Genomic DNA, 12,308 nt, shown 5'->3' on the forward strand with positions numbered 1-12,308 from the left:
GTCGCTGCCGAACACTACATTTGATGGAAGACCCCTCGGAGAGACCGCGGGAGACCGATCAACTGGAGCGTGACGGCAATGACCGGATCGACACAGTCTGATCTGGCTGATTCCTTGTCCGGGAATCTGCCAGCCTCTGTGAAAGCCCTGCTGGCGCAAGCAATCAGCGGGTACTTCCACGGACCGGGCACCCGTCGGCAGAAGTCTTGGGAAGAGTTGGGGTCGTCACAACGATCCCAGCTCTTCCGGCATCTGGGGCTGGGGCACATCAGGACTCCGGGCACAACGGTCATCGACATCGACCACGACGGCGGGTCGGTGCTGATCGCGATGGTCGCCGACGACATGCCGCTGCTGGTCGAGTCCGTGGTGGCGGGCATCGAGGCGACCGATCTGATGGTCGTCCGCATCGATCACCCGATTCTGCCGGTTGTCCGTGACGCCGACGGCGTGCTCCTGGGAGTGGACGGCCCCGACGCATCGGGCGATGAGACCGGCCACGGCCGGATCACCGAGTCGTGGATCTATGTCGAGGCGACACCGACCGCATCGGCGATCGACCTCGGACGAGTCCGGGCAGAGCTCGACACCGTGGTCGGCCGAATCCGCGACGTCCATCGCGATCGGGCCGCCATGATCGGTCTGATCGCGAGCCTTGCCGACATCTTCGGTTCCTATACGACGGCGGACGTGCCGGACGGTATCGACTGCGCGACGGCATCAGATCATGCGCAGATGCTCGGATGGTTCGCCGAGCAGCATTTCTCACCTTTCGGTTACGTGCACTGTGTGACGGCAGACGGCGACCGCACCGCCGAATCCGATACGGGTCTGGGTATCTGGCGGGGTGAGAACGCCGCGCACAGAACCGCCCCCGGCAACGGCCCGGTCAGCGTTCAGCAGCTCTATCTCCCGACGCGTATCCAGCGGTCGAACTTTCCCACCCTCATCACGATTGCCGACTACGAAACCGACGGCACTCGCGTGGGCGATCATGTGTTCGTCGGCAGCTTCACCTCGACTGCGCTGCATGAGAACATCCTGCAGATCCCGGTGATCGACACCAAGGTCAGCGACGTGCTCGCCATGGCAGAGGTCGACCCGAGCTCGTACAACGGCATGGCGATCCTCGAGTTGATGCAGACCCTGCCTCGAACCGAGCTCTTCTCGGTGCCCGCCGAAGAACTCGCCCGGACGCTGTCGGGAGTCCTCGAGGCCGTACCGAGCCGGCAGGTGCGGGTGTTCCTGCGGCCTGATCCCGCCGGCGAGATCGTGTCGGCGCTGGTCTATCTGCCGCGTGACCGCTACACAACCCGGCTGCGCGAGTTATTGCAGAAACTGCTGCTGGCCGAGCTCGGCGGCGGGCATCTGGAATACACCGCGCGTGTCAGTGAATCCGCATTGGCGCTGTTACACGTGGTGATGCGGGTCGATTCGCGTGATTGTCGTGAGCTGGGCAGTCTGGCGGTGGGTACTCCGGGCCAGATTGCCTTGCAGGACAAGATGATCGAGGCTGCACGTGGGTGGGACGAGCGGCTCCGTGAAATCGCGGTGGGTGACGCCGGTGACCTCGAAGAGATCACGTTCTATGCAGCGACGCTGCCCGACAGCTACAAAGACGTGCGCAGTCCGGCGGAGGCCTATATCGATGTCGCGATCGTCGACGCACTGGAAGACGGTGACTTCTACGTTCGCCTGTACCGGCCGGCAGATGACGCACTCGGTGGTGGTCAGGACTGGCGCTTCGCGTTCTATCTGTGTGGACGCCCGGCCACCCTGACTGAGATCCTGCCGGTCCTGCACAGCCTCGGCGTCAACGTCCTCGACGAACGTCCACTAGAGATCGAGCGCCAGGACGGCCGGCGGTGCTTCGTCTACGAGTTCGGGCTCGCACTGGCCGGCGGGATGGTGGTCGACCAGGAGAGCGTCGACGATGTGGAACATCGTTTCACCGAAGCCTTTTCCGAGATCTGGCGCGGCGACGCCGAAGTCGACAATTTCAACGAGCTGATCTTCCGGTGTGGGTTGACGTGGCATCAGGTCGCCATGTTGCGGGCCTACGCCCGCTACCTGCGTCAGTGTGGGAGTTCTTACAGCACAACACATGTGGCGGCGGTGCTGGGCGCCAACACGGTGATCACCAAGTCGCTGGTCGAACTTTTCCGGGCCTCATTCGATCCGGATGCCGCCGACGACAACCGGCGCAGGGAGGTACTCGAAGGCCTGACGGTGGCCATCGGCCACATCATCAGCATGGACGTCGACCGGATCGTCAACGCTTTCGTCGCGGTCCTGTCTGCCACGGTCCGCACCAACTACTACGGCACGAATCGGGAAGGGTTGCAGCACCAGACCCTGAGCTTCAAACTCCGGCCCCGCGAGATCCCGCAAACGCCGTTACCCCGGCCGCTGTTCGAGATCTATGTGTACTCGCCGCGTGTCGAAGGCGTGCACCTACGGTTCGGGTCGGTCGCGCGCGGTGGCCTGCGCTGGTCCGACCGGCAAGAGGATTTCCGGACGGAGATCCTGGGACTGGTCAAGGCTCAGGCGGTCAAGAACGCGGTGATCGTGCCGGTCGGCTCCAAGGGCGGATTCGTGGTCAGACGTCCGCCGATCCCCACCGGTGACGCGGCCGCCGACCGCGAGGCGACCCGGGCCGAAGGCATCGCATGTTATCGACGGTTCATCTCCGGGTTGCTCGACGTCACCGACAACATCGAAGCCAAGTCGGGCGACATCGTCGGACCGCCGGAGGTGGTGCGCCGCGACGACGACGACCCGTATCTGGTGGTGGCCGCAGACAAGGGGACGGCCTCGTTCTCGGACATCGCCAATGATGTTGCCGGACAGTACAAATTTTGGCTGGGTGACGCCTTCGCCTCGGGAGGGTCGGCCGGGTACGACCACAAGGCGATGGGCATCACGGCCCGCGGTGCCTGGGAAGCGGTGAAACGGCACTTCCGGGAGATGGGTGCGGACACCCAGACCGAGGACTTCACGGTGGTCGGGATCGGCGACATGAGTGGCGATGTGTTCGGTAACGGAATGCTGTTGTCCGAGCACATCCGGTTGGTGGCCGCATTTGATCACCGGCACGTATTCATCGACCCGGATCCCGACGCCGCCCGCTCCTTTGTGGAGCGCAGGCGCCTGTTCGAGCTGCCCCGATCGTCGTGGGCCGAGTACGACGCGGACCTGATCAGCGACGGCGGTGGCGTGTGGGCCCGCGATCAGAAATCGATTCCGGTCAGTCCCCGAGCTGCCGAAGCACTGGGGCTGGCTGAGGACATCGGTGCCCTGTCGCCACCGGAACTCATCCGGGCGATCCTGATGGCACCGGTCGACCTGCTGTGGAACGGCGGCATCGGAACCTACGTGAAAGCCGGAACCCAGTCCAACGAACAGGTGGGGGACAAGGCCAACGACTCCATTCGCGTCGACGGAAACGAGTTGCGCGCCAAGGTCGTCGGAGAAGGTGGCAACCTCGGGCTGACCGAACTCGGCCGTATCGAGTTCGCGCTCGGCGGTGGCCGGGTGAACACCGACGCGATGGACAACTCCGCCGGTGTCGATTGTTCGGACCATGAGGTCAACATCAAGATCCTGCTCGATTCCCAGGTGTCGGTGGGCCGGCTGCCGGCGGCGCAGCGAAATCCGTTGCTGGAGTCGATGACCACCGAGGTCGGGGATCTGGTGTTGGCGGACAACGTCTCCCAGAACGCAGAGCTCGGGATCAGCCGGGCCGATGCCGACGTGACGGCCGAGGTCTACACCCGGCTGCTGAAAGAGATGGCCGGTCGCGGCGTCGACCTGCGTCTCGAGGCGCTACCCCGTCCGGAACAACTGGTAGAACGCGGAAATGCCACCGGCCGTCACGGTTTGACCTCACCGGAGCTCGCCACCGTGATGGCCCACGTCAAACTCGGCCTCAAGGTCGACATGCTCGCGGGGGAACTGCCGGACAACGACGTCTTCTCGCCGCGTCTGATCGGCTATTTCCCGGCCCCGTTGCAGGAACGGTTTGCCGAGGGGATCGCAACCCATCAACTGCGGCGGGAGATCGTCACCACCACGGTGGTCAACGATCTGGTCGACAACGCCGGGATCACACACGTTTTCCGTCTCTGTGAGGGCAGCGGCAGCGACCCGGTCGACGTGGTGCGGTCGTATGAGGTGGTCACGGAGATCTTCGGACTGCACGCCCTGTGGCGGGACATCGCAGCGGCCCCGTGTCCGGTGCCGACCACCAACTCGATGATCGTCTACACCCGCCGACTGCTCTTCCGGGCGTCTCGCTGGATGATCGCCGGGCGCCCACAGCCGTTGGCGATGGCCGCCGAGGTCACCCGTTACGGCGGTCTCGTCGCGGAGCTGTCACCGTCTCTGGCGGGCTGGCTGCGCGGGGCGTCGGCGCGAGCCATCAATCGGCATGCCGAGCGTCTGCGCGCAGATGGCGTCCCCGGCGAGACAGCGCAGGCCGTTGCCTCGAGCCTGCATCGTTTCTGCCTCCTCGACATCATCGACGCCGCCGAGATCGCCGACCGCGATCCACTGGAGGTCGGCGATCTGTACTTCGCGCTGATGGAACATCTCGGGGTGCATCAACTGCTCAGCGCGGTGTCCGACCTCGATCGCATCGACCGGTGGCATTCGCTGGCCCGGCTGGCATTGCGCGACGACCTGCACGGGGCGTTGCGAGCGCTGTGTCTGGTGATCCTCGACTCGGGTGAACCCACCGAATCGGCGGACGAGAAGATAGCCGAGTGGGAACTGAACAACACCTCGAGGTTGTCCCGGGTTCGCGCAACACTGGCGGACATCGCCGAGAGTGGGAACCTCGATCTGGCGACCCTGTCGGTCGCCGCCCGACAACTGAGGAGCACCATCCGCTGATGGCCGAATTGACACTGTCCGCCCGTGATCGGATCGATCTGGCGGCGTTCGCCGGGCGGGCACTACGCGCCGACGATGTCGCGGTGATCCGCATCAAACGTCGTCCCGACGGACTCCTCGGCGTCTGGGTCAACACCGGATTCGATGTCTTGGCCAGCCGGGTGGTGTCCGGGTCGATGTCCGGCGACGACGTGGTCTGCGGGGCGTCCGAACTGCGCACGGTGTTGCGGGCGACCTACGACGATCCGGCGGCCGCCACGGTGGACACCGGATTTGCCCTCGACAGTGCGTGGCGCGGCGCGCTGCCGTCGGCCGCCGGGTTCACGCACGTCGACGACGTACCCGCGCGGGTTCTGGTGCAACTGTCGCGGACCGGTGCGGAGGTCGCCCGCACGCAGGGCAGCGGACACGGACCGCCGACCGGCCTGCTCGACCAGCAGGTGCTCAATGTCTCATCGGAGTCGTCTGATCAGGTGGTCGGGGTGTCGATGCGTTCGGTGTTTGCACTGACGGCCATGGGTTTTGTGCGTCAGGCCGACAACCGCGACATCAGCGAGACATCGCCGATCGACGACATCGACGATGCCGAGATGGTCCGGGTGCGTGCGACCGCGGTGTGGGCACGACTCGATGCCCGCTTCGGGTCGGTGTATCAGCGCCGAACCATGCCGTTGGGCCTGTCGGTCAACTAGCGGTGCCCGGACGCCGCGACCGCGGACGGACCGTTCGGCGTCAGACGAGCCAGGCCGCCGCATTCGGTGGGAGTTTGCCGTCGACCAGAGGTGCGCTGCTGAGTAGGACCTCTCCCGGCGGCAGACCGATCGGTTCGGGTCCGGCGTTGAGTGCACAGACCAACTTGCCCAGCGACCGGCGGAATGCCAGGCATCCGGCCGGCGCGCCGTACCACTCGATGGCCTCGCCGGCGAATTCCGGACGCGTCTTGCGGTACTCGATCGCCTGCCGGTACAGGGACAGCGTCGAGTTCACGTCTTCGAGCTGAGTCTCGACGGTCAGGGCCGCCCACTCCGCGGGGATCGGCAACCAGGTATCCGGGTTGCTGGAGAACGCAAACGGGGGAGTTGTGCCCTCCCAGGGCAGCGGCACGCGACACCCGTCGCGCCCGCGTTCGGTATGTCCCGAGCGCTCCCAGACCGGATCCTGCAGCACGTCGTCCGGCAGGTCGGCATTGGGCAGGCCGAGTTCGGCGCCGTTGTAGATGAAGACCGCGCCCGGTAGCGCGAGTTCGACCAGGATCATCGCGCGGGCCCGGTCGATGCCGGCCTGTGGTGAATCGGCGGTCGAGTAACGGGTGACCTCCCGCTCGACGTCGTGGTTCGACAATGTCCAGGTGGGTGTACCCGACACCGATGCGATTGACTCCAGTGAGTGTTCGATCGCCAGCCGGATCTCTTCGGACTCGAACGGCACCTGTGCCAGCCGGAAGTTGAAGCCGAGGTGGAGTTCGTCCGGGCGCACATAATCAGCGAACCGGGTGTTGTCCTTGACCCAGATCTCCCCGACGGCCATGGCATCGGGATAGTCGTCAAGGACCGCGCGGATTCGCCGATGGATGTCGTGCACTCCGTCGTTGTCGAAGCGGGGGTCATCGTCCAGGTTGCCCAGGAGTCCGACCGCGTCATTGTTCATGTCGGGGAGACCCTCGGGCTTTGCCATGCCGTGGGCGACGTCGATCCGGAATCCGTCGACACCACGGTCGAGCCAGAATCGGAGTGTCTTGTCGAGGTCGGCGAAGACCTCCGGATTGTCCCAGTTCAGATCGGGTTGTTCGGGGACGAAGATGTGGAGGTACCACTGGCCCGGGCGGCCGTCGGGTTCGGTGACACGGTTCCAGGCGGGGCCTCCGAACACGCTGGTCCAGTTGTTGGGCGGCAGGCTGCCGTCGTCGCCGAGACCGTCGCGGAAGATATAGCGCTGCCGGGCAGCGCTGCCGGGCTCGGAGTTGAGTGCCTCGATGAACCAGGCGTGTTGGTCGCTGGTGTGGTTGGGGACGAGGTCCATGGTGACCTTGATGTCGCGCTCGTGGGCTTCGCGGATGAGTGCATCGAGCGCCTCGAGGCCACCGAACAGGTCATCGATGTCCCGCGGGTCGGAGACGTCGTAGCCGTGGTCGGCCATCGGGGACTTCATCACCGGGCTGAGCCAGATGGCGTCCACACCGACCAGCTCGAGATAGCCCAGTTTGTCGATCACACCGCGGATGTCGCCGATACCGTCGCCGTTGTCGTCAGAGAACGAACGGGGATAGATCTGATAGAAGATCGCGTTCTGCCACCACCGCGGGAATCCTGGATCGGATTGGGACTGAACCTCCGCCGAAACATCGCTTGCGGCCGTGGAAAGATCGCTTGTCTCGTCACTCACCTGAATTATCTTGCCTCACTCCCGTGCGAACGTCAGGATCATGCGGCTGTGGCGCGTATCGGTCTCACATCGGGGAGTTCACCATCGAGTCGGCCGCCATCTCGACGTAGTCGGTCAGCGCCCGCCGATGATCATCATCGAGGCGTTGGGAGTCGATCGAAGCGATGGCGATGTACATGCATCGCAGCCAGGCCGCTTTTTCGATGGGGCCTATGCGGAACGGGTTGTGCCGCATCCGCAACCTCGGGTGGCCTCGTTCGTCCGAATACGTCCGGGGTCCGCCCCAGTACTGTGCGAGGAACATCCGCATCCGCCGCTCGGCCGGACCGAGGTCTTCTTCGGGGTAGAGCGGTCGGAGGATCTCGTCCTTCGCGACTTCCTCGTAGAAGCGGGCGGTCAGGTCGTGAAACGTCTGTTCGCCGCCCACTGCCTCGTAGAACGTCTGCGGAGAAGTAGTCACGGCACCCATTGTTCCACTCGCCGATCACGTGTGCGTGGCCGCCGCCCGTAGGTCTGTTCGGTGCCCGAACGATCGTGTCTTCATGGCCCAGACGATTGGTGCTGCGGGCGCGGACATCCAGAGTTCACACAGAAGCCCGGTGGCGACCTGCATTTTGTCGTGCAATTGTTCGGTATCCGTGTTGAACTGAATCGTTCCCATCGAGGTCGGTTCGTATGGCCGGGAGGTTAGATGTCGCGGGTGAAGGTGCAGCGCAAGAAGGGCCACGCGGGGCACGATCGTGTCTCGACCACCACTGATGGACGCGTCAGATCGCGCGGCGCGGCGAGCGTGTCCACGCTCGACACCGGTCCCCGCGCCGTCGACGCCATCGGGGCGCCGCCGGCGGGTGGATCCAATTCGCGCTGGGGCAAGCACCGCGTGCTGCTCCTGAATGCGACCTACGAGCCACTTGCCGCGATCTCGATACGCAGGGCAATTGTCCTGGTGCTCCGTGAGCGGGCCGATGTCATCCATGAGGACGGCAACGGGCCGCTCATTCATTCGGCGGAGATGGCGATCGCGGTGCCGTCGGTGATCCGGCTGCGGACATATGTGCGGGTTCCGTATCGCGCGGTCATCCCGATGACACGGGCGGCGCTGATGCAACGGGACCGGACGCGCTGCGGCTATTGCGGGGCGAAAGCCGACACCATCGACCACGTGGTGCCACGAAGTCGCGGCGGGACGCACACCTGGGACAACTGCGTCGCGTGCTGTGCCTCGTGCAACCACAAAAAGGCCGACCGGATGCTCTCCGAGCTCGGGTGGACGCTCAAGGTTGCCCTGACCGCACCGAAGGGACGCCATTGGCGCCTGCTGGCCACGGTGAAGGAATTCGACCCGGCCTGGTCGCGCTACCTCGACGTCGGGGCTGCCTGAGCGCGGTCCGCGAGACCTTCGCGTACTGTTCTCCGACGCGCCGGGTGACCTCGGCGAGACGTGGGCACGGCTCGTCGGCTAAGTTTTGACACAAGAGTCGAGCGGTTCTGAAGGGCGGAACGATGGAAGACCTGATTGTGGCGGTCGGCATGCCGGTCCTCATCATCACAATCATTGCTGTGGTGATGGTGATTTTGGCGTTGCTGTTCACCAGCGGTGTCAAGTACCCGAAGGTGAAGTTCTACACGATCGACCAGAAGTGGGAGCACGGACCGTTGCTGCTCAGCGCAACCGAGGCCGCACCTGTGGCCCCGACGTATCACGGGCACGGCACGGACGATTTGATCGGAGGCTCGGCAAGTGGCAAGTGGTGATGTGGTCAAGTCGACCGTCGATCCGGAAACGCTCCCCATGGGTTCGGCACTGACCATCAGTGGCCGGATCTCGGCAGCTCGTTTCCCCACGGATGTGCCCACCACGCCGCCGTTCAAGACCGACGAACTGGTGGCCTTGGACGAGGCATTGGCCGACGCTACCGATGAGACGGGAATCCGTTTCTCGGTGTTCATCGGCGACCTGGGCGTAGATGCAGTCGCCGGCGCCGCGGCAATCCTGCCGAACGCGCCGGAACCCGAGCACGCCGCGCTGATCGCGGTGTCGCCGAACACCAAGGACGTTGTCGTCGTCTCCGGCAAAGAGGTCGCCGCACGTCTCAACGATCGGGTGGCCCAGCTCGGAGTCACCGCAGCGATCGCCGGCATCCGTTCCGGTGACCTCGTCGACGGACTGATCTCCGCCATCCGGGTCATCGCGGCAGCGGTCACGGTTCGCTGATCCACACCTGAACAAACACATCTGCTCAGACACAAGGGGCGGGGCAACCTTTCGGTTGCCCCGCCTTTGTGTGAAGGCGGTGTGCGTCTAGCTCTTGTCGAAGGTGCGGGCCCGCAGCGTTCGCGCGACGGTGTCGCGTCCCTCGGAGATCAGCCGGCGCAGCGCCGGGGGATGATCGCCGGCCAGCAATTCATCTGCCAGTGCCAGCGCGTCCTGCGACACCGCCCAGCTCGGGTACAGCCCGACCACGACAGTCTGGGCAACCTCGCTCGAACGACGTTCCCACACCAGCGGGGCCATCTCGAAGTACTTCGCGGTGTAGGGCGCCACGAGTTCACCCTGACCCGGACGCGAGAAGCCGGCGATGATCGACCGCCCCAGCGTGTTCGACAGGGTGTCATCCTCGGTCACCTGCGCCCACGCCTTCGCCTTTGCCTCCGGCAGCGGACGGGAAGCACGTGCCTTGGCAGCCTGCCTGCTGCCGGCCGAGGTGTTGTCGCGGGCCAGTTCGGCATCGATCACCGGGCTGGTGGCCGGGTCGGTGTCGATGGCTCCCGCGGTGGCGAGGGCCTGCACGATCGTCCACCGCAGATCGGTATCGACCGTGAGTCCGGCCAGACCCGCCTCGGCCGGGTCGGAATCGAGCAGCGCGCGGGCCACATCGGTGTGCTCGGGGGCGAGCACCCCGGACAGCAGTGCGTTGACGAAGGCCAGCTGGTGATCCGAACCCGGCTCCGCCGCGCGGGCGAGTTCGAGCAGGCGGGCGCTGAACGTCGGCCAGCCCACCGAGGTCGCCCACTCGGGGTCGGCGTAGGCATCAATCGCGGTCTGGGCCTGCAGGAGAACCCGCTGCACCACACCGATCTCGGTTTCGGCGCCGATCCCGTGCTCGACGAGTGCGGCAAACTCACGAGCCCGCATCTCGGCCTGCCGGGTCATCTCCCAGGCGGCCGACCACACCAGGGTGCGGGGCATGGACTCGCTGATGGCGGCGAGGCGGCTCGTCGCCGTGGCCAGCGAATCGGGATCGAGCCGGACGGAGCAGTACGTCAGGTCGTCGTCGTTCAGGAGGATCAGCTGTCCGCGGTTCACGCCGACGAGCTCGGCGACGGCGGTACGCTCACCGGCGACGTCGAGCTCAACCCGCTTGGTACGAACCAGCTTTCCGTCGACGTCGTCGTACACGCCGACAGCAAGGCGGTGGGTCCGGGTTTCGCCCGCGCCGGGGGCCGCGCCGTCCTGGAGGATGTCGAAGCGGGTGAAGGCCCCGGACTCATCGACGTCGAAGTCGGGACTGATGACGTTGATACCGGTGGTCTTCAGCCACTGGGAACCCCAGTCGGACAGGTCGCGGCCTGACGCCTTCTCGAGTGCGCCGAGGAGATCGGCGAACGTGGCGTTCCCGAACTGGTGGGTCTGGAAGTAGTCGCGGAGTCCGGACAGGAACTCCTCGAGACCGACGTACGCGACCAGCTGCTTGAGCACCGAAGCGCCCTTGGCATAGGTGATTCCGTCGAAATTGACCTCGACCGCCGCGATGTCGGGGATGTCGGCGGCCACCGGGTGGGTGGACGGGAGTTGATCCTGCCGGTACGCCCAGGACTTCTCGACGTTGGCGAATGTGGTCCAGGCATTCTTGTATTCGGTGGCCTCGGACTGGCAGAGGACCGAGGCAAATGTGGCGAAGGATTCGTTGAGCCACAGGTCATCCCACCACTGCATGGTGACGAGGTCGCCGAACCACATGTGTGCCATTTCGTGCAGCACGGTTTCGGCGCGGCGTTCGTACAGGTACTTGGTGACCTTGGAACGGAAGACGTAGTCCTCGAGGAACGTCACCGCGCCGGCATTCTCCATGGCGCCGGCATTGAACTCGGGAACAAAGAGCTGGTCATACTTACCGAAGGCGTAAGGGATCCCAAAGTTCTTGTGGTAGAACTCGAAACCCTGCTTGGTCTCGGTGAACAGTCGCTCCTCATCCATGAACTCGGCCAGCGACGAGCGACAGAAGATGCCGAGGTCGATGGTGCCGTGCTCGTCGGTGTAGCTGTCGGTCCATACCGAATACGGCCCCGCGATCAGGGCCACCAGATAAGTGCTCAGCAACGGGGTGGTGGCGAAAGTGTGTGTGCCGGGTCCGGTTTCGGTGCCGGCGCCGTTGGAGATGACCTTCCAGTCCGCCGGAGCGGTGACGGTGACGTCGAAGGTGGCCTTCATGTCCGGCTGATCAAAACAGGCGAACATCCGTTTGGCGTCGGCGGTTTCGAACTGCGAGTACAGGTAGACCGCGTCGTCGGTGGGGTCGACAAAACGATGCAGACCCTCTCCGGTATGGGAGTAGATGCAGTCGGCGACCACAACCAGGGTGTTGTCTGCGGCCAGGTCGGTCAGGGCCAGGCCGTCTTCTTCGGTGTAGGCGGAGATGTCCACCGGCGAACCGTTGAGGGTCGCGGTATGCACCGTTTGCGCGATCAGATCGACAAACGACGACGAACCGGAGGTGGCGGTGAAAGTGATGGTCACCGCCGACCGGAATGTCTTCTCGCCGGGTTTGCCCGCACCGTCGGTGAGGTCGAGATCGATCGCATAGTTGGAGACCGAGATGTTCGCCGAGCGTTGGCCCGCCAGTTCCCGGGTCAGGTTTGGTACCGCCACGTTGCCTCGCTTCTCAGGGATTTTGCCGATTGCTACACAACTACCGTATGCGTGGTCTGCCGCGCCGGTTGAGTGCGGGAGGGAATGTGACCCGCCGCCCGTTGTTGAACCATGCGATGGTTTCCACCGGCACCATTACTCACGTTCTATTGCTGAAGGAGTT

The 12,308-nt window shown here is 64.7% G+C and carries 8 protein-coding genes; 5 read left to right on the forward strand and 3 right to left on the reverse strand.

Annotated features, from left to right (window positions below; genetic code table 11):
- The first annotated feature begins 78 nt into the window (after positions 1 to 78).
- Together H290_RS0112845 and H290_RS0112850 are read left to right on the forward strand one after the other, a co-directional pair.
- Positions 79 to 4,893, forward strand: a complete 4,815-nt coding sequence (locus tag H290_RS0112845) for an NAD-glutamate dehydrogenase (protein WP_020107215.1) — start codon at positions 79 to 81, stop codon at positions 4,891 to 4,893.
- Positions 4,893 to 5,585, forward strand: a complete 693-nt coding sequence (locus tag H290_RS0112850; RefSeq protein ID WP_020107216.1) for a hypothetical protein — start codon at positions 4,893 to 4,895, stop codon at positions 5,583 to 5,585. The genes H290_RS0112845 and H290_RS0112850 overlap by 1 nt, the downstream gene beginning before the upstream one ends.
- 40 nt (positions 5,586 to 5,625) lie before the next feature.
- On the opposite strand, the gene H290_RS0112855 is transcribed toward H290_RS0112850, so the two are convergent.
- Positions 5,626 to 7,275 carry a glycoside hydrolase family 13 protein gene (locus H290_RS0112855; RefSeq protein ID WP_020107217.1) on the reverse strand — a complete coding sequence of 550 codons (1,650 nt, stop codon included), beginning with the start codon at positions 7,273 to 7,275 and terminating at the stop codon, positions 5,626 to 5,628.
- 64 nt (positions 7,276 to 7,339) lie between these two features.
- Positions 7,340 to 7,744: a globin gene (locus H290_RS0112860; RefSeq protein WP_020107218.1), complete on the reverse strand. Its 405-nt coding sequence runs from the start codon at positions 7,742 to 7,744 to the stop codon at positions 7,340 to 7,342.
- 222 nt (positions 7,745 to 7,966) lie between these two features.
- On the opposite strand from H290_RS0112860, the gene H290_RS28500 reads away from it, so the two are divergent.
- The 3 genes from H290_RS28500 to H290_RS0112880 all read left to right on the forward strand — a co-directional run bounded on the left by H290_RS28500 (position 7,967) and on the right by H290_RS0112880 (position 9,490).
- Positions 7,967 to 8,656, forward strand: a complete 690-nt coding sequence (locus H290_RS28500) for an HNH endonuclease (RefSeq protein WP_020107220.1) — start codon at positions 7,967 to 7,969, stop codon at positions 8,654 to 8,656.
- 122 nt (positions 8,657 to 8,778) lie between these two features.
- Positions 8,779 to 9,030, forward strand: a complete 252-nt coding sequence (locus tag H290_RS0112875; protein WP_020107221.1) for a hypothetical protein — start codon at positions 8,779 to 8,781, stop codon at positions 9,028 to 9,030.
- A complete protein-coding gene (locus H290_RS0112880) occupies positions 9,017 to 9,490 on the forward strand; it encodes a DUF5130 family protein (protein ID WP_020107222.1) in 474 nt (157 codons plus the stop codon). The genes H290_RS0112875 and H290_RS0112880 overlap by 14 nt, the downstream gene beginning before the upstream one ends.
- 87 nt (positions 9,491 to 9,577) lie before the next feature.
- Here the strand turns inward: H290_RS0112880 and pepN are convergent, their stop codons facing one another.
- Positions 9,578 to 12,145, reverse strand: coding sequence for an aminopeptidase N (pepN, locus tag H290_RS0112885; RefSeq protein ID WP_020107223.1), 2,568 nt, complete (start codon positions 12,143 to 12,145; stop codon positions 9,578 to 9,580).
- Positions 12,146 to 12,308: the final 163 nt, after the last annotated feature.

It is taken from the genome of Nocardia sp. 348MFTsu5.1 (assembly GCF_000383535.1).
Lineage (GTDB): Bacteria > Actinomycetota > Actinomycetes > Mycobacteriales > Mycobacteriaceae > Williamsia > Williamsia faeni.

Excerpts from the sequence above, each read along its gene's own strand:
- H290_RS0112845 (WP_020107215.1), top strand. The coding sequence starts at position 79 with ATGACCGGATCGACACAGTCTGATCTGGCTGATTCCTTGTCCGGGAAT.
- H290_RS0112850 (WP_020107216.1), top strand. The coding sequence starts at position 4,893 with ATGGCCGAATTGACACTGTCCGCCCGTGATCGGATCGATCTGGCGGCG.
- H290_RS0112860 (WP_020107218.1), bottom strand. The coding sequence starts at position 7,744 with ATGGGTGCCGTGACTACTTCTCCGCAGACGTTCTACGAGGCAGTGGGC.
- H290_RS28500 (WP_020107220.1), top strand. The coding sequence starts at position 7,967 with ATGTCGCGGGTGAAGGTGCAGCGCAAGAAGGGCCACGCGGGGCACGAT.
- H290_RS0112875 (WP_020107221.1), top strand. The coding sequence starts at position 8,779 with ATGGAAGACCTGATTGTGGCGGTCGGCATGCCGGTCCTCATCATCACA.